Source organism: Devosia neptuniae, assembly GCF_025452235.1.
In the GTDB taxonomy this organism is placed as follows: domain Bacteria; phylum Pseudomonadota; class Alphaproteobacteria; order Rhizobiales; family Devosiaceae; genus Devosia.
The window spans coordinates 4100922-4118994 of sequence record NZ_CP104965.1 but is presented as its reverse complement, the minus strand read 5'-3'; the positions used below and the strand labels follow the sequence as shown (position 1 = coordinate 4118994).

Sequence of the window (18073 nt, the reverse complement as noted above, 5' to 3'; positions counted from 1 at the left end):
TCCCACCCACGGAGCCCACCCTCGCCCCTTGAGGGAGAGGGACAGTAATTTCTTCGTCCAGAAGAAATTACAGGGTGAGGGGTTCTGCGCCGTCCCATGCTTCGATGCCTGTTGAAGCAAACCCCTCACCCCTCCCGCGCCAAATCCGCCAGCAACCCCGCCGCCACGCTCAATCGCGACACCGTCAGCGTCCCCTGCGTCAGCTCGGCCACCGCCGCCGCCGTCCGCGCAATCCCCGCGCGTTCCTCGCTATTCCACCGCGCCAGCCGATCCGTCACCGCACCGCCAGCCACCTTGAGCACATCGGCCGTGATATCGCGCTGCGCCCGCATCACATTTGCCAGCGCCCGGTCCAGCGCCATGCGGTCGAACCGGTCGGCCAGCACAATGGCGCGGCCCTGTTCGATCACCGGCCACAGATTGAACGCCCCGAACACCCCAAAGAATGCCGCCGCCCCATCCGCCACCGACACGCCGCAGCGCTCGCTGACCAGCACGATATCGCTGGCATAGGAAAGAACAGGCAATTCCGCCAACCCCTGCGCCACCGCCTCCGGCACGCCTTGCGCCACCAGTGCAGCCGTCCGCGCCGCCACAGCCTCGCCCAGCGACGAGGGCAGGGCGCTCGTCAACATGCTGCGCAGCGTCGCCACGCCGCTCTTGTGCCGCGCCACCAGCGCCGCAAGCCCCTCGCTCACATTGGCATTGCGCAGGAACCACAAAGTCTCCTGCCGCAATAGCTCCACCACCTCGGCATAAAGCCCCAATTGCACCGCGCCCGGCACCACGCCATCGAGCCCGTCGATCATGGTATTGAGCTCGGTCAGCACATAGACGTCGCGCGTAGCCGCATAAGCCAGCGCCACTTCGCCCGGATTGGCGCTGGTCGAGCCCATCATTTCGCTGACAAAGGCCGGCCCGCCGCGATTGATCATCGCATTGGCCAAGACCGTCGCGATCACTTCGCGCTTGAGCCGATGCTGCGCCACCGCATCGGGATAGGTGGTGTGCAGTGTCTCGGGGAAATAGCGATAAAGCTCACCCGCCAGATACGCGTCGTCGATATCCCGCCCTTCCAAAAGGTCCGCATAAAGCGTCAGCTTGGCATAGGCCAGGATCACCGCCAGCTCCGGTCGCGTTAGCGCCGCCCCGCGTGCATCAAGCGCCGCGTCGCTGGGCAAAAATTCCACCGCCCGGTCGAGCAGGCCGCGTGCTTCCAATTGCTCGATCAGCACCCGATGGTCCGGCAGCTCCGCCAGGCCCGCTCGCTCAGCCAGTGAAATCGCCAGCGTCTGCAGATAATTATTGCGCAGGCACAGCGCCGCCACTTCATCGGTCATGCTGGCAAGGAAGCTGTTGCGCGCCGCCATATCCAGCGTACCCGCCGCCACCAGCGGGGCCACGGCAATCTTGATATTGACCTCTAGATCGCTCGAATTCACCCCCGCCGAATTGTCGATGGCGTCGGTATTGATCCGCCCGCCGGCCAGCGCATAATCCACGCGCCCGCGCTGCGTCACGCCCAGATTGGCGCCTTCCCCGATCACCTTGGCGCGCACTTCGCCTGCCACTACGCGGATTGCGTCATTGGCCCGGTCGCCCACTTCGGCGTCCGTTTCCTGCGCCCCGCGCACATAGGTGCCAATGCCGCCAAACCACAGCAAATCCACCTGCGCTCGCAAAATCGCCGACATCACCTCCGCCGGCGTCGCATGCACCGCTTCGATCCCCAGCACGGCCCGCGCCTCCGCACTCAGCGGAATGGATTTGAGGCTGCGCGAAAACACCCCGCCGCCTTTGGAAATCAGGCTCTGGTCATAATCCTGCCAGCTCGAACGGGGCAGGGCGAACAGCCGCTGCCGCTCCGCCAGCGATTTGGCTGCATCCGGGTGCGGATCAATGAAAATATCGCGGTGGTCAAACGCCGCCAGCAGCTCGATCTCTGGCGATAGCAACATGCCATTGCCGAACACGTCCCCGCTCATGTCGCCTACGCCGACCACGGTGAAGGGTTCGCGCTGGATATCGCGGTCCATCTCGCGGAAATGGCGTTTCACGGCCTCCCAGCCGCCGCGCGCCGTAATGCCCATTTTCTTGTGGTCATAGCCGGCCGAGCCGCCCGAAGCGAAGGCATCGCCCAGCCAATAGCCACGGCTCGTGGCGATTCCGTTGGCCGTGTCGGAGAAACTCGCCGTGCCCTTGTCGGCTGCGACCACCAGATAGGGATCATCCCCATCCCGCCGCACCACATCGCGTGGCGGTACCACGGCGCCGTCCACCAGATTATCCGTCACATCGAGCAGCGCGCCGATGAAAATCTTGTAGGCGGCCACGCCCTCGGCCAGAAACGCCTCGCGCGCCATTCCCGGCGTCAAATGCTTGGGCACAAAGCCGCCCTTGGCCCCCACCGGCACGATCACCGCATTCTTCACCTGCTGCGCCTTGACCAGTCCCAGCACTTCGGTGCGGAAATCCTCCGGCCGGTCCGACCAGCGTAAGCCCCCGCGCGCGATGGCGCCAAACCGCAGGTGAACGCCCTCCACCCGTGGCGAATACACCGAAATCTCGCGGAACGGCCGTGGCGCGACCATCCCCTCCACCCGGCCACTATTGAACTTGATCGCTAGCGCCGGCATGCGATTGCCGTCGGCATCGCGCTGGAACGCATTGGTGCGCACCGATGCTTCCACCAGGTTCAGGAACCGCCGCACAATCGTGTCTTCATCGAGCGACGCCATGGCATCCAGTGCCGCCGCAATCGCCTCGCGCGCCTGTTCGGCCGCCACTTCCCGCTCGGTTGCCCGTGGGTCATGCAGCGCATTGAACAGATCGATCAGCGCGGTCGCCGCTGCACTCTGCTTCACTAAAACGCTGGCAATATAGCGCTGCGAATAGGAAATCCCGATCTGCCGGACATAGCGTGATAGCGCCCGCAGGAATGCGGCATCGTTCCAGGCGAGTCTAGTGCGGCTCACCAGCGTATTAAGCTGATCGCTCTCCGCCGCCCCGTTCCACACCGCCAGCAGCCCTTCCTCGACCGCCGCGCCCCGCGCCGCCACGTCGAACCCGGCTTCAATGGGCTCCAGCACCATATCGTGCAGATACCGCTCCACCCCGTCGCGCGGCACGATCGTATAGGTCCGCTCGTCGATCACCCGGAACCCGAAGGCCTCCAGCATCGGCACGCGGTCGCTCAGCGGAATGGCCGTCTCGCGATGGTAGAATTTCAGTCCCAGCGAGCCATCCGTGCCGGTGCGGCTGCGCAGCCGGATGGCCACGCCCGTGCCATCGCCCAGCGCCTGCAGCGCCGCAATATCGGCATGCGCATCCTCGGCCGTGTTGCGCGATTGATAGGCCGGCGAAAACGCCCCGCGATAGTCGCTGATCGAGGCCGGGTTCGCCGCTGTCGCCGCCAGTGTGTCGCCGAAATTGGAGGTCAGCGCATCCACCCGCGCTTCCAGCTCGCCACGGCTCGGCCGCGGCGTCGGTCCGGCAATCCGCCCGATAATCACATGCAGCCGGACCAGCTCGCCCTCGGGAAAATTCGGATAAAACGCCGAAACCCGCCCGTCATAAACCTGCGCCAGATACCGCGTGATCCGCGCCCGCGCTTCCCCGTCATAGCGGTCACGCGGCACATAAACGAGGATGGAGACGAAATTGTCGAACCGGTCGATGCGCGGCAAAACCCGCACCCGCGGCCGGTCATACAGCGCTGAAATCGCGCTGGAAAATTCATACAGCTGCTCCACACCGATCTGGAACAGCTCGTCGCGCGGATAGCTATCCAGCGCACTCAGCAGCGCCCGCCCGTCATGCCCCAGCGGGTCGAGCCCGGATTTGCGCATCACCTCGGCAATCTTGCGGCGGATGATCGGCACATCGGTATGCGGCATGGCCAGCGCCTGCGCGGTGAACAGCCCCACCACGCGCAGCTCGCCCGTCGCCTCGCCATTGGCGCCAAACAGCTTGATGCCCACATAATCCAGATGCACCCGCCGATGCACCCGCGAGCGCACATTGGCCTTGGTCACCAGCAGCGGTTCGCTCTCCGCCATAAAGGCAGTGTGTTGCGGCGTCGTCTCCACATAATCGGCGCCGCTGCGCAGCACGCGCACGTCGGGGTCCCGCAATATGCCCAGCCCGCTCCCTGCCACCGGGGCAAGCGCTTCGCCCTCGACGCCATATTGGCGCAGGCCCAGGAAGGTAAAATTGTGCTCGATCAGCCAATCGACAAAGGCCAGCGCCTCATCCCGCTGCGGCCCCTTGATCCGCTCCAGATCCTTGGCCGCACGGCGCAGGCGCTCCAGCATCGGCTGCCAGTCGCGCACCGCATGGGCCACATCGCCCATCGTGCTCTTGATCTCGCTCACCAGCCCGTCGACATCGGCCACCGGGTCGCTGTGAATGTGTAAGAGGCTCAGCGAGCGCCCGTCGCCATCATTCACTTCGCCATTGCCCACCAGCACCACCGGATGGGTAAATAGCCGCACATTGCCGCCCGCCGCCCGCACGGCGGCCAGCGCGCTATCGACGATAAACGGCATATCCGGAGACACGATATCGAGCACCAAAGCCTCGCCCGCCGCGACCGGGCGTGTGGCAACAATGCGGCTGTTTTCCCCGTCATAGGCCAGCAAGTGTTTATAGGCCTGCCGCAACACCGATTCGAACGCATCTGGCGCCTGCGTGCCAAGGTCCTCGCCATCGGTCGCCAGAATGGCGGCCTTGAAGAAGCGCCCAAATCCCGGCTCGCTCGCCAACAATAGTGCTGCCCGCTCCAGCATGATCTGCCGGTTGGACCTATCCTCATGCGTCACGTCGTGTACTCCCAGTCTCGCCCCGCCACTGTAGGCACCCCGGCACGCGCTGTCTGCCATCCCTTCGCACAATAGCGCGAGCAGACAATGCGTGGATGACAACGATCAGCCCGCGCCTCCCTCCCTCGAGGGGAGGGCCGAGGGTGGGGTGGCGAGAGCCACCAGCTTGCAGCGTGCCCGCGATCTGGCTAGCCTCCCGCCACGATCCAGGCAGGAGACGAACAATGAGAAAACTACCCAGGATTCTGGCCCTGACCGGCCTCGCTGCGCTGGGCTTTGCGATCACCGCGCATGCGCAGGACCGCACCATCATCAATGTGAGCTACGATCCGACACGCGAGCTCTACCAGCAGTTCAACCAGGCCTTCATCGCCCATTGGCAGGAAACCAAGGGCGAGACCGTGGCCGTGCAGACCACCCATGGCGGCTCTGGCGCCCAGGCTCGCACCGTCATCGATGGTCTCGAAGCCGACGTGGTCACCCTGGCGCTGGAAAGCGACATCAATGCCATCTCCGACGCCGATCCCACGCTGATCCCGGAAAACTGGCGCGGCACTTTCGAAAACAACAACGCGCCCTATACCTCCACCATCGTCTTCCTGGTCCGCAAGGGTAACCCCAAGGGTATCCAGGATTGGGGTGACCTGACCAAGGATGGCGTTGAAGTCATCACGCCCAATCCCAAGACCTCGGGCGGTGCTCGCTGGAATCTGCTGGCCGGTTGGGCCTGGGCCAAGGCTCAGCCCGGCGGCAGCGATGAAACCGCCAAGGCTTACATCACCGATCTCTACAAGCACGTCCCCGTGCTCGATACCGGTGCGCGTGGCTCCACCACCACCTTCGTGCAGCGCGGCATTGGCGATGTGCTCCTTGCCTGGGAGAACGAAGCCTATCTGGCGCTCGAAGAACTGGGCCCCGACGCCTTCGACATCGTGACCCCCTCGGTCTCGATTCTGGCCGAACCGCCGGTCGCTCTCGTTGTCGGCAATGCCGAAAAGAAGGGCAATACCGACGTCGCCACGGCCTATCTGGACTATCTCTATTCCGACGAAGGCCAGAAGATTGCGGCGGCCAACTACTACCGCCCGTTCAAGCCTGAAGCCGCCGCTCCTGAGGACATTGCCCGCTTCGGCAAGGTGAACCTTGTCACCATCGAAGACTTCGGCGGCTGGCGCAAAGCCCAACCCGAATTCTTCGGCGACGGTGGCGTGTTCGACCAGATCTATTCGGGTCAATAAGCGCCAACAAAAAACAAAACGCCGGCTCCAGTGGCCGGCGTTTTTCTTTGGATGGCGCTCCCTTTCGAGCACCTTCTCCCACAAGGAGAGAGGCAAAAAACTCAATGCATAGTCACCGGTCCCACCGGCGACCCCGGACCTTCGCCCACCTTGGGCCCAGCCCAAAACACCACATACAGCAGTTCCACCCCCGCCGCGTCGGTGATCTCGATTGACCGCGGCGCCCGCGCATCCCCGCCCGTGCTCATCGCGCGATCGATGATCGCCCGGCCCAGTTCGGCGGCATTATGTTCGGCAGCATCGAGATCGCTGAATTCGCTCCCATCGGTGTCGCGGATCAGCTCGTCATCGGTGCGGTAATGGAAAAAGTAGCGGGGCATGGACATCTCCCTCGCCGATAGAACTTCCAGCAGCGCCCGAGGGTTGCGCGCCGCCAGCGACAAATCACATCACCCAGCTTGGCACCTTCGTGCCGTTCAGTCGAGAGGGGCTATCCCATGATAGCCATGCCGCTGCCACAACAGCGGCGTGCGGCTGGTCGTGGTCTCCGCTTCGACGATCGCCCCGGCAAACAGCACATGCGTGCCCGTCTCCATCGCGCCGATGACCTCGCAATCGAACGCCGTCACCGCCCCCAGCAGCATTGGATTGCCCGATGGCCACCGCGTCCAGTCGCCCACGCCAAAGCGATCCGCCGGGTCGAGCCGCCCGGCAAAAGCATCGGCCACCGCCGCCTGATCATCGGCCAGCATGGCGATCGAAAAACCACCCGTCTTGGCGATGATATCGGCCATGCGGCTGACAATATCGATGGAGATCAGCAAAGCCGGCGGCGTCGCCGACAGCGAAATCACCGACGTCGCCGTCCGCCCAATCACCTCGTCGCCCCGCCGCGCCGTCACCACGCTTACGGTCGACGCCATCGCCGCCATGGCCGAGCGGAATTCGGCATTGCCGATAGTGGGCCGCCGCGGCGCCCGCAGCGCCATGGAATCTGGCAATTCGAAATCGGCCATTGCTGCTGTCACGATCCTTCTCCCGGACGCTCGGAAAAGAGGTCGCGGAATTTATTGGGCACGCCTTCCATCGCCTTGGCATTGGCGGGCGGCAGGCCTTTTTCGACTATGTTCGGCCACAACCGAGCATATTTGCGGTTCAGCTCCACCCAGCTCTCCAGCCCGCTTTCGCTGTCGGACTTGATCGCGTCGATCGGGCATTCCGGCTCGCACACCCCGCAATCTATGCATTCGTCGGAGTTGATGACCAGCATGTTTTCACCCTCATAGAAGCAATCCACGGGGCAAACCTCCACGCAATCCATATGCTTGCAGGCAATGCAATCTTCAGTGACGACATAGGTCATGGAATAACTCGGAACAGTAAGTAGACCTCATGGTGAGCTTGTCGAACCACGAGGTCGTGCCGTGATGGTGCCACGACCTCGCCCTTCGACAAGCTCAGGATGAGGTCTCGCGGCAGGACCTGAAGCACCGAACCATCCTACGCCCCGATGTCACCCCGGCGAAGGCCGGGGCCCATCCTGAGATATCAGGTCGGTGCAAAATGGTGCGAAACCTCACCCCAAATTGGCTTCCGCAAATTCATAATTCGCCAGCTTATCGAGGAAATTGGTCACGTAATCGGGCCGGCGATTGCGGAAATCGACATAATAGCTGTGCTCCCACACATCGAGCCCCAGCAGCGGCTTGCCTTCCCCTGTCGCCAGTGGATTGGAGCCATTGGGCGTCTTGGTCACCTTGAGCTTGCCATCGGTCCCCAGCACCAGCCAGGCCCAGCCCGAACCGAATTGCGTCGTCGCCGCGGTCTTGAACGCGTCCTTGAATGCCTCGACGCTCCCCAGATCGCTCACGATCTTGGCTTCGAGCTTACCCGGCAGTGCGCCACCCTTGGGCGACAGCGCATTCCAGAAATGAATATGGTTCCAGTGCTGCCCGGCATTGTTGAACACCGGCGCCAGATCGGCCTTGTCCTTGGCAAAAGCAATGATCTCTTCCAGCGACTTGCCGGCGAGGTCGGCATTCTTCTCGACGAACCCGTTGAGCGCCGTCACATAGGCCTGGTGATGCTTGTCGTGGTGCAGTTCGAGCGTTTCCTGGCTCATGCCGCGCTCGGTAAGCGCGCTATGGGCATAGGGCAGGGCGGGGAGTTCAAAGGCCATTTTTACGTTCCTCTTTGGTCATGAAGCCAGCGCCGCTTGCATTTTGGCGCCAGCCCGTTTAATTTCCAAGCAATGACTTTGAAAACCCATTCGCCAAATATGTCAAGCCAGACCTTGGAAAATGCGACCTGGTCGCCGCGCAGCCCTTCCGAGCGGGTGCTGATGGCGCTCAAAATGCATGGCGCATTGTCCTCCTCGGCGCTCGGCACCCTCCTGGGCACCAGTGGCGAAGCCGCGCGCCAGCAGCTTGTGCGCCTCGCCGAAGAGGGCCTGGTCATCGCCTCCAGCGAGGCCCGCGGGGTCGGGCGCCCCACCCAAAGCTGGTCGCTCACCCCGGCCGCCCAGTCCCGCTTTCCCGATACCCACGCCGCGCTCACCGTGCAATTGCTCGATATCGTCCGCTCCTCGCTCGGCGCCGCCGCGCTCGACACCATCATCGCCGCCCGCGAAGCCGAAACCCGTGCCGCCTACGAAACCGTCATCGCCGACCAGCTCAGCCTCCGCGACAAGGTCGCCGCCCTGACAAACCTGCGCTCTGCCGAAGGCTATATGGCCGATTGGCGCGAGCAGCCCGATGGTTCGCTCCTGCTGGTCGAAAATCACTGCCCCATCTGCGCCGCCGCCACCGCCTGCCAGAATTTTTGCCGCGCCGAAATCGACGTCTTCCGCGCCGTACTGGGGCCGGATATCGAGGTGACACGCGAGGAACATATCGTGGCCGGCGGTCGCCGCTGCAGCTACGCCATCCGGGAAGCCCAATGACCGCTGACAATCCCCGTCCGCCCGCCGGCACGCGCCATCAGCGCGTCGGCTGGGAAACGCCCGCCCAGCTCGATGAAGCCATGATCGCCGCCGTGGTCGACGCCTTTTACGCCGAAGCCCGTCGCGACCCGGTCATCGGCCCGGTGTTCAACCGCGTCATCCCGCCCGAACACTGGCCCCAGCACATCGCCACCATCACCGATTTCTGGAGCTCCATGCTGCTTGGCACCGGCCGCTATGCCGGCCGCCCCATGCCCAAGCACATGGCCATCCCCGAACTCTCCGACGCCCATTTCATGCGCTGGCTGCGCCTGTTCCGCGAAACCGCCGAAAAGCTCTGCCCACCCGAAATCGCCGCCCTGTTCACGGAACGCTCCGAACGCATCGGCAACAGCTTCCGCATGAACATCGCCATGCGCCGCGGCGACGACATCACCCGAATGGGCCCGCTCCAGCGCGAAGCCCCAAGCTGGATCCCGCCGGAGTAGGGGAACGAAGCCCACAGTCATCACCCTCGCCATTCCTCCACGATGTCATTCCCGCGAAAGCGGGAACCTCTGTTTATCGGCCTTAGCTAAGCAAACAGAGGTCCCCGCTTTCGCGGGGATGACATTGAGGATGTCGCTAGTTTACGAAGTTCCATCAGTCGCGTCCTCCGTCCCCTTGTGGGGAGGGAAGCGAGATAGGACCTAGCCCTTGCTAAGTCCGTACATCGAGCAGGGTGGGGGTATGCCTCCGCAAATGCTGTCCCTCGCACCCACCCCCACAACACCAATATTCCCCTCACCCCGCCATTCCCCGCTCCAAACCCAACCCAAAAACTCCTACACACCCCGCGCGCAGAATTATTTTCCATACCACCGTGCCCAAAAGCCAACCCTCCACCTTGAGAAACTCGACTGAAACGGTAGTTTCACCCGCGCCGAACCGCCGTTGAGAGGTCGACATGAACCGTGCCGCCGAAACCCCTGCTGTCCGGATAGAAGTTTGAGCGCCGCCGCGTCGTCCGTGCGCTCTCGCAAGCGCAGCGTGATCCCCGGCTTCGGCCTGACGCTCGGCTTCACGCTGACCTATTTTTCCCTGATCATCCTGATCCCGCTGCTCGCCTTGGCCATCCGCTCGGCGGGTCTGGGCTTTGATGGCTTCTGGAAAGCCGCCACCGATCCGCGCGTGCTCGGCTCGCTCCGCGTCAGCTTCGTCACCGCGCTCATTGCCGCCGGCATCAACGTCGTCTTCGGCACCCTGATCGCCTGGGTCCTGGTGCGCTACCGCTTCCCCGGCCGCCGCATCTTCGACGCCATTATCGATCTGCCCTTCGCCCTGCCCACCGCCGTTGCTGGCATAGCGCTCACCGCTATCTATGCCCCCAATGGCACGATCGGCGCGCTGTTCGCTCCCCTCGGCGTCCGCATTGCCTACACGCCGATCGGCATCGTCATCGCCATGATCTTTATCGGCCTGCCCTTCGTCGTGCGCACCATCCAGCCCATTCTCGAAGAGGTCAGCCACGAGGTCGAGGAAGCCAGCGCCACCCTGGGCGCCACCCGCTTCCAGACCATCACGCGAGTCATCCTCCCGAGCCTTACCCCGGCCATTCTCACCGGCTTCGCGCTGGCCTTTGCTCGCGCCGTGGGCGAATACGGCTCCATCATCTTCATCGCCGGCAATATTCCCTTCGTCTCGGAAATTGCCCCGCTGCTGATCTATATTCGCCTGCAGGAGTTCAACTATGTCGGGGCGACCGTCATCGCCTCGGTCATGCTGCTGCTGTCCTTTGCTCTGCTGTTTGCGATCAATCTGATCCAGGCCTGGAGCCGCAAGAGGTATGGTTATGGCGACTAAACTCCGCGCCCGCCGCCATCGCCGCATCTCGCCCACCAGCGAAAGCCGCACCGTTCAATGGGTGCTGATTGGCCTGGCGCTGCTGTTCATGGCCGTCATTCTGGTGCTGCCGCTTTATGCCGTGTTCCACGAAGCCTTCGCCAGGGGCATCGTCCCGTTCTTCGCCGCCTTGGGCGAGCCCGATGCGCAGGCCTCCATCCGGCTCACGCTGATGGTCGCGGCCATCGCCGTGCCGCTCAACGTCGTTTTCGGCCTTGCCGCCTCCTGGGCCATCGCCAAGTTCGAGTTCAAGGGCAAGGCCTTTCTCATCACCCTGATCGATCTGCCGTTTTCCGTGTCCCCGGTCATTTCGGGCATGGTCTATGTGCTGCTGTTCGGGGCCGGCAGCTTCCTCGGCCCCTGGCTCAAATCCTACGGCATCGAAGTTCTCTTCGCGCTGCCCGGCATCGTGCTGGCCACCATTTTCGTCACCTTCCCCTTCGTCGCCCGCGAGCTGATTCCGCTGATGCAGGATCAAGGCACCGGCGACGAAGAAGCCGCGCTTTCGCTCGGCGCCAATGGCTGGCAAACCTTCTTCCGCGTCACCCTCCCCAATATCAAATGGGGCCTGCTCTACGGCGTGCTGCTGTGCAATGCCCGCGCCATGGGCGAATTCGGCGCCGTCGCCGTCGTGTCCGGCAAAATTCGCGGCCAGACCACCACCATGCCGCTGCAGGTGGAAATGCTTTATAATGAATATAATGCCACCGCCGCCTTCGCGCTGGCTTCGCTTCTGGCCCTGTTGGCCCTGGTGACGCTGGTATTGAAATCGGCCCTGGAATGGCGTTTCGGCGATGAAATCGCCGCCGCCGAACGGTAATTTGGAGAATCTGGTTTTATGGAAGTTCGCGTAGCCAATGTGCGCAAGGAATTCGACCGGTTCCCTGCGCTTCATGATGTCTCGCTCGATATCCGCTCGGGCGAGCTGATTGCGCTGCTCGGTCCTTCCGGCTCGGGCAAGACCACGCTGCTGCGCCTTATCGCAGGCCTCGAAATGCCTACCCAGGGCAAGATTTTCTTCGGCGATACCGACGCTTCGGAAAAGACCGTGCAGGAACGCAATATCGGCTTCGTGTTCCAGCACTATGCCCTGTTCCGTCACATGACGATCCTTGAGAACATCTCCTTCGGCCTCAAGGTGCGGCCGCGCTCTACCCGCCCACCCGCCGGGGAAATCCGCCGCCGCGCCATGGAATTGCTCGATCTGGTCCAGCTTTCGGGCCTTGAAAAGCGCTATCCCAACCAGCTCTCCGGCGGCCAGCGCCAGCGCGTCGCGCTTGCCCGCGCCCTCGCCATCGAACCCGGCGTGCTGCTGCTCGACGAACCCTTTGGTGCGCTGGACGCTCAGGTCCGCCGCGAGCTGCGCAAATGGCTACGCGAAATCCACGACCGCACCGGCCATACTACCGTCTTCGTCACCCACGATCAGGAAGAAGCCCTTGAGCTGTCCGATCGCCTCTGCGTCATGAGCCAGGGCAAGATCGAACAGGTCGGCTCCCCCGACGAGGTCTATGACCATCCCACCTCGCCCTTCGTCTTCGGCTTCATCGGCGATTCCAGCGAATTGCCGGTCACCATCGAAAATGGCGAAGTCTGGGTCGGCGGCCGCGCCATTGGCATCCCCGCCCATGAAACGCCAACCGGCCCCGCGCGCCTCTATTTCCGCCCGCACGATGTCGATCTGATCGAAGCCGACGCCTCCATGGCCGGCGTCGTCACCGCCAGCCGCCGCGTCGGCGGCACCCGCCGCGTCGAGCTCGAAGTGGGCGGCGCCAGCCACAAGGTGGAAATCGACCTCCCCTTCGACCACCCCGCCGGCGAAAAAACCCGCCTCTCCTTCCGCCCCAAACGCTGGAAACTGTTTCCGGCCGCTTGAGCTGAACTCTCAGTCGTCACCCTCGCCCCTTGAGGGAGAGGGACCGTAATTTCTTTGTCCAGAAGAAATTACAGGGTGAGGGGTGCTGCGCCATCCCATGCTTCAACGCTTGGAGACGGACCCCACATCCGCCCTTCGGGCACCTCTCCCTCAAGGGGAAGGAAAGCCGTTACTCCTCGTCCCCCTTCACCGCCTCCATGGACACATGCGTTGACGTATGCGCCACATGCGGCAGGGCGGAAATCTTCTCCCCCAGCACCTCGCGATAATCCGCAATATCCTTGGTCCGCACCTTGAGCAGATAGTCAAAGCTCGACGCGATCATGTGGCATTGCTCCACTTCCTTGATCGCCCGCACCGCCTTGTTGAACGCCGCCAGCGCCGCCGCCCGAGTATCGCTCAGCTTCACCTCGACAAAGGCCACATGCGGCAGCCCCAGCCGCTTGGGGTCGATCACCGCCCGATAGCCCAGAATATACCCGGCTTTTTCCAGCCGCCCGATCCGCGCCTGGCACGGCGTCTTGGATAGGTTCACCCGCCGGCTCAACTCCGCCACGCTAATCCGCCCATCCCGCGCCAACTCGTCCAGTATCTTGCGATCCGTCTGGTCCAAAGTCTCGTATGTGACAGTTTTCATGGGCGCCTATCCTATCCAGCGCCCAATCAATAACGACTTCGTGCCATCAGCGCCACAAAATCAGGCGAAACGCCTTTCAAACTCATGTCATTGTGCCGTTCTATCAGTAGACCTCATGGTGACCCACGAGGTCGTGCCCAAGAGCGCCCCATGACCGACATCGCCGCCGCCCGCCAGTCCCTCCGCGACCGCAACCTCGCCCCCGAGGCCCCCCTGGTCCGCCAGCTCATCGCCGATACCGGCCTCGATACAGCGGCGCGGCAAAAGATTTCCGCCCATGCCGAGGCCCTGGTCACCACCGTCCGCAAGGGCAATCGCCTCGGCCTCATGGAGAGCTTCCTCGCCGAATATGGCCTCGCCACCGACGAAGGCGTCGCCCTCATGAGCTTGGCCGAAGCCCTGCTGCGCGTGCCTGATGCCGAAACCATCGATGCCCTCATTCACGACAAGGTCGGTGGCTCCAATTGGTCGTCCCATTTCGGCGCCTCCGACAACAAGCTCGTCAACTTCTCCTCCTGGGCGCTGAGCCTCACCGCTGACGTGCTGGGCGATCCCGAGATCGGCCCCAAAAACGCCCTGCATCGCGCCATTGCCCGCCTGGGCGAACCCGTCATCCGCACCGCCGTCGGCCAGGCCATGCGCCTGCTCGGCAGCCAGTTCGTCTTCGGCCGCACCATTGACGAAGCCATCGTCAACGCCAAAAAGCCGGAATCCATCGGCTACCGCTATTCCTATGACATGCTGGGCGAAGCCGCCCGCACCGGCGCCGATGCCGTCCGCTATTTCGACGCTTATATGTCCGCCATCAATTCGCTGGCGCCCCATTGCACCGCCGCCTCGGTCCGCGACAATCCCGGCATTTCGGTCAAGCTCTCCGCGCTCCATCCGCGCTACGAGTTCGCGCAACGCTCCCGCGTCATGACCGAACTGGTTGCAGCGACTCGCCAATTGGCCCTCGCCGCCAAGGCCGCGAACATGGGCTTCAATATCGATGCCGAAGAGGCCGACCGCCTCGATCTCTCCCTCGACATCATCGCCGAAGTCCTCGCTACCCCCGACCTGGCCGGTTGGGACGGCTTCGGCGTGGTCGTCCAGGCCTATGGCAAGCGCGTCCTGCCGTTGATCGATTGGCTCGACGCCACGGCCACCGCGCTGAACCGCCGCATCATGGTGCGCCTGGTCAAGGGCGCCTATTGGGATGCCGAAATCAAGCGCGCCCAGATCATGGGCTTGCCCGATTACCCGGTCTATACCCGCAAGGCATCGACCGATATCAGCTACATCGCCGCCGCCAAAAAGCTCTTCACCAAGGCCTCGATCTATCCCCAATTCGCCAGCCACAACGCCCACACCGCCGCCGCCGTGCTGCATCTGGCCGCCGAAGCGGGCAGGGGCCCCGACAGCTACGAATTCCAGCGCCTGCACGGCATGGGCGAACGCCTGCACGAAGTCCTGCGCACCTCCGCCGGCACCCGCACCCGCATCTACGCCCCCGTCGGCGCCCACAAAGACTTGCTGGCCTACCTTGTCCGCCGGCTGCTGGAAAACGGCGCCAACGGCTCCTTCGTCTACCAGATCGCCGACGAGGACATCCCGGCCTCCACCGTGGCCGAAGATCCGCTCGGCAAGGTGCTGGCCCTGGGCGACACCATCCCCAACCCCGCCATCCCGGCCCCCCTCGCCATCTTCGCCCCCCGCCGCAACTCCGCCGGTCTCGACCTGACCGACCCCGCCACCTTCCCCTCAGTGCAAGCCGCCCGCGAAGCCTTCTTGACGCACCAGTGGCACGCCGCCCCACTGCTTGCCCCCCAGCCACCGGCCAGTCCCTCCCCCTCTCAGGGGGAGGCTAGGAGGGGGTACTCCGATGCAGTAACCCTCACCAACCCCGCCACCCCCACCGATACGATCGGCACCGTCACCAACGCCACCCCAGACGACGTAACCACCGCCATCACCGCCGCCGCCACCTCCACTTGGCCCCAAACCCCGGCAACCACCCGCGCCAATCTCCTGCGCGCTACCGCCGATCTCTACGAGGCCAACGCCGCCGAGTTCTTCGCTCTTCTCGCCCGCGAAGCCGGCAAGTCCTGGGCCGATTCCATCGCCGAGCTCCGCGAAGCCGTCGATTTCCTGCGCTACTACGCCGAGCAAGCCGAGGCCCAGCCGCTGGCCGCCCCGCGCGGCCCCTTTGCCGCCATCTCGCCGTGGAATTTCCCGCTCGCCATCTTCACCGGCCAGATCGCGGCGGCCCTCGTCGCGGGCAATCCCGTCCTCGCCAAGCCCGCCCCGCAAACCCCGCTCATCGCCCACCGCGCCATCCAGCTCATGCACGAGGCCGGCATTCCGGCCGACGCCATCCAGCTACTCCCCGGCGCCGGCGAAGTGGGCACCGCGCTCACCTCCGATGCCCGCATTGCCGGCGTCGCCTTCACCGGCTCCCTCCCCACCGCCCGCCGCATCGATCGCGCCATGGCGGCAAATCTGGCGCCCGACGCCCCGCTCATCGCCGAAACCGGCGGCCTCAATGCCATGATCGTGGATTCCACCGCGCTGCCCGAACAGGCCGTGCGCGACGTGCTCGCCTCCGCCTTCCAGTCCGCCGGCCAGCGCTGCTCGGCCCTGCGCATCCTCTACGTCCAGGAGGATGTGGCCGACCGCACGATCGAAATGCTCACCGGCGCCATGGACGAGCTCACCCTGGGCAATCCCTGGGACCTGGCCAATGATATCGGCCCCGTCATCGACGAAGCCGCCTGCACAAAGATCGAAAACCATGTCATGGCCTTCACCAAGGCCGGCAAGTTGATTCATCGCTTGAAGGCGCCGGAGCAGGGCACCTTCGTGCCCCCCACTGTCCTGCGCGTCACCGGCATCGCGGACATCCCCGAGGAAATCTTCGGCCCGGTCCTCCATGTCGCGACCTTCAAGGCCGACGATATCGACGCCGTCATCGCCGCCATCAATGGCTCGGGCTATGGCCTCACCTTCGGCATGCACACCCGCATTTCCTCGCGCGTCCGCGCCGTCTCGGCCCAGGTTCACGCTGGCAATATCTATATCAACCGCAACCAGATCGGCGCCGTCGTCGGCTCCCAGCCTTTTGGCGGCGAAGGCCTCTCCGGCACCGGCCCCAAAGCCGGCGGCCCCCACTATCTGCCGCGCTTCACGCAGGGCCACGCCCATCCACAAACCGCCGCGCTCCCGCTCCCGGGGCCAACCGGGGAAAGCAACACGCTCACCATCGCCCCGCGCGGCACGCTCCTCTGCCTCGGCCCCAATGAAGCCGACTACGCCGCCCAGCGCCAGATGGCCGAAGCCACAGGCTGCATCGCGCTATCCTCCGAACTAGACCTCGACGCCCTGGCCCACGCCACGACCTTTGAGGCCATCGCCTATTTCGGTACCGACCCCAACCTGCGCGCCATCCGCATCGCCCTCAGCGCCCGCGACGGCGCCCTCCTGCCGCTCCTCACCTCCGCCGACGACACCGCCCGCCTGCAACTCGAACGCCACATCTGCATCGACACAACCGCGGCCGGCGGCAACGCCAGCCTGATGGCGTCAGCAGGGTAGGGAGAAATATCCAAGTAGACCTCATGGTGAGCCTGTCGAACCACGAGGTCGTGGTACCATCCCGCCACACCCCCATCCTTCGACAAGCTCAGGATGAGGTCTACTCGGACTAGGCAACCCACGGAGCCACCCCTCGCCCCTTGTGGGAGAGGGACAGACCTGACGCGTTCAGCGGAAGGTCAGGGTGAGGGGCTTCGATCCGTCCCGCAGGGCAAATCGCTCCAGTGGAGCGATTTGAGGAGAGAAGGCCATGAGAGCTACGCTCGAATGGCGCAAGCCATCCCATGCGTCAATTCCCCGCCACCCCACAATGTCATTCCCGCGAAAGCGGGAACCTCCGTTTCCTTCTCTTCCACCCCGAAACAGAGGTCCCCGCTTTCGCGGGGATGACACCGTGGGTTTGGCGGGCACACAGCACAAAAAACACCCCCGGAGTTCCCTCCGAGGGTGCCAAATCTCTCGGCAGCGCTAAAACCTACCCCTTAGCCGCCACCAGAGCCGCCAGCTTCGCCGGCACCGCGATATACCGCCGGATCAACTCCACCCGCTCAGCCGTATAATACCCGGCCACATCCAGCATATTGAGCGTGCCCACCAGCTCCCCGCCCAAAATCACCGGCATGTTGACCACGGATTCACACCCCAGCGACTGGATCAGCGGATAATCCGGGAACACCTCGGCAATCGCCTCGATGGAATTGGCGACGAAATATTGCCGCGCCTTATGCACCGTATCGAACCAATGGTCGTAATGCAGGGGCTTCGTCCCCGAGGTCGGATAATTGGCCGCGTCGCTGGTATAAAGCCGGCGCGACAGCTCGTTTGCCATGTCCACGCTCATGAACGTGAACAGCTTGGCCCCCACAATTTCCTGCGTCAGCGTCTGCAGCGCCTTGAACGCCTGCTCGGCGCCCTTCGCCTCGGCAATCTCGGCATCAAACCGCGCCACAGCTGCAAAATAGTCAGTCATTCTTTTGGTCCTTAGTCTTCGATGTATCCAGACCCACCGGCCCGTCTCCCCCCTTGTGGGGAGGGGCTAGGGGTGGGGGTATTTCAGTTTTGCCTCAAAGCCCGACGTCCGCCGGGCGGTCCCTCCCCCTATCAGGG

The 18073-nt window shown here is 63.9% G+C and carries 14 protein-coding genes; 7 read left to right on the top strand and 7 right to left on the bottom strand.

From position 1 onward, the window contains the following. Positions 1 to 125: 125 nt before the first annotated feature. Positions 126 to 4820, bottom strand: a complete 4695-nt coding sequence (locus N8A98_RS23005; RefSeq protein ID WP_262168807.1) for an NAD-glutamate dehydrogenase — start codon at positions 4818 to 4820, stop codon at positions 126 to 128. A gap of 224 nt (positions 4821 to 5044) precedes the next feature. Here N8A98_RS23005 and N8A98_RS23000 point away from each other — a divergent pair, with 224 nt between their 5' ends. Next, positions 5045 to 6058, top strand: coding sequence for a sulfate ABC transporter substrate-binding protein (locus tag N8A98_RS23000; protein WP_262168806.1), 1014 nt, complete (start codon positions 5045 to 5047; stop codon positions 6056 to 6058). A 101-nt stretch (positions 6059 to 6159) separates the two neighbouring features. Here N8A98_RS23000 and N8A98_RS22995 read toward each other — a convergent pair whose 3' ends face one another. From N8A98_RS22995 to N8A98_RS22980, 4 genes are all read right to left on the bottom strand, one after another. After that, positions 6160 to 6438, bottom strand: coding sequence for a DUF6894 family protein (locus tag N8A98_RS22995; protein WP_262168804.1), 279 nt, complete (start codon positions 6436 to 6438; stop codon positions 6160 to 6162). A gap of 96 nt (positions 6439 to 6534) precedes the next feature. Then, complete coding sequence (locus N8A98_RS22990; protein WP_262168803.1) at positions 6535 to 7086, bottom strand: flavin reductase family protein; 552 nt, start codon at positions 7084 to 7086, stop codon at positions 6535 to 6537. Further along, positions 7083 to 7421 carry a ferredoxin FdxA gene (gene fdxA, locus N8A98_RS22985; RefSeq protein WP_262168802.1) on the bottom strand — a complete coding sequence of 113 codons (339 nt, stop codon included), beginning with the start codon at positions 7419 to 7421 and terminating at the stop codon, positions 7083 to 7085. Before fdxA ends, N8A98_RS22990 begins: the two co-directional genes overlap by 4 nt. Positions 7422 to 7634: 213 nt before the next feature. Further along, positions 7635 to 8237: a superoxide dismutase gene (locus N8A98_RS22980; RefSeq protein ID WP_262168801.1), complete on the bottom strand. Its 603-nt coding sequence runs from the start codon at positions 8235 to 8237 to the stop codon at positions 7635 to 7637. 162 nt (positions 8238 to 8399) lie between these two features. Here N8A98_RS22980 and N8A98_RS22975 point away from each other — a divergent pair, with 162 nt between their 5' ends. The 5 genes from N8A98_RS22975 (at position 8400) to N8A98_RS22955 (ending at position 12756) form a co-directional block, all read left to right on the top strand. Next, complete coding sequence (locus N8A98_RS22975; RefSeq protein WP_262172124.1) at positions 8400 to 8999, top strand: helix-turn-helix transcriptional regulator; 600 nt, start codon at positions 8400 to 8402, stop codon at positions 8997 to 8999. After that, positions 8996 to 9487: a group III truncated hemoglobin gene (locus N8A98_RS22970; protein WP_390888794.1), complete on the top strand. Its 492-nt coding sequence runs from the start codon at positions 8996 to 8998 to the stop codon at positions 9485 to 9487. The genes N8A98_RS22975 and N8A98_RS22970 overlap by 4 nt, the downstream gene beginning before the upstream one ends. 499 nt (positions 9488 to 9986) lie before the next feature. Next, on the top strand, positions 9987 to 10841 hold the full coding sequence (gene cysT, locus N8A98_RS22965; protein ID WP_262168800.1) for a sulfate ABC transporter permease subunit CysT: 855 nt from the start codon (positions 9987 to 9989) through the stop codon (positions 10839 to 10841). Continuing rightward, positions 10831 to 11700, top strand: coding sequence for a sulfate ABC transporter permease subunit CysW (gene cysW, locus N8A98_RS22960; RefSeq protein ID WP_390888793.1), 870 nt, complete (start codon positions 10831 to 10833; stop codon positions 11698 to 11700). The genes cysT and cysW overlap by 11 nt, the downstream gene beginning before the upstream one ends. An 18-nt stretch (positions 11701 to 11718) precedes the next feature. Next, positions 11719 to 12756 carry a sulfate/molybdate ABC transporter ATP-binding protein gene (locus N8A98_RS22955; protein WP_113123134.1) on the top strand — a complete coding sequence of 346 codons (1038 nt, stop codon included), beginning with the start codon at positions 11719 to 11721 and terminating at the stop codon, positions 12754 to 12756. A 169-nt stretch (positions 12757 to 12925) separates the two neighbouring features. On the opposite strand, the gene N8A98_RS22950 is transcribed toward N8A98_RS22955, so the two are convergent. Beyond that, positions 12926 to 13393 carry an Lrp/AsnC family transcriptional regulator gene (locus tag N8A98_RS22950; RefSeq protein ID WP_113123142.1) on the bottom strand — a complete coding sequence of 156 codons (468 nt, stop codon included), beginning with the start codon at positions 13391 to 13393 and terminating at the stop codon, positions 12926 to 12928. A 150-nt stretch (positions 13394 to 13543) separates the two neighbouring features. Between N8A98_RS22950 and putA the strand changes: the two genes are divergently transcribed. Further along, the gene (gene putA / locus N8A98_RS22945; protein WP_262168798.1) at positions 13544 to 16966 is read left to right on the top strand and encodes a bifunctional proline dehydrogenase/L-glutamate gamma-semialdehyde dehydrogenase PutA; all 3423 of its coding nucleotides are present in this window, start codon (positions 13544 to 13546) and stop codon (positions 16964 to 16966) included. A gap of 475 nt (positions 16967 to 17441) precedes the next feature. Here the strand turns inward: putA and N8A98_RS22940 are convergent, their stop codons facing one another. Continuing rightward, a complete protein-coding gene (locus tag N8A98_RS22940; protein ID WP_262168797.1) occupies positions 17442 to 17936 on the bottom strand; it encodes a GAF domain-containing protein in 495 nt (164 codons plus the stop codon). Positions 17937 to 18073 lie beyond the last annotated feature (137 nt).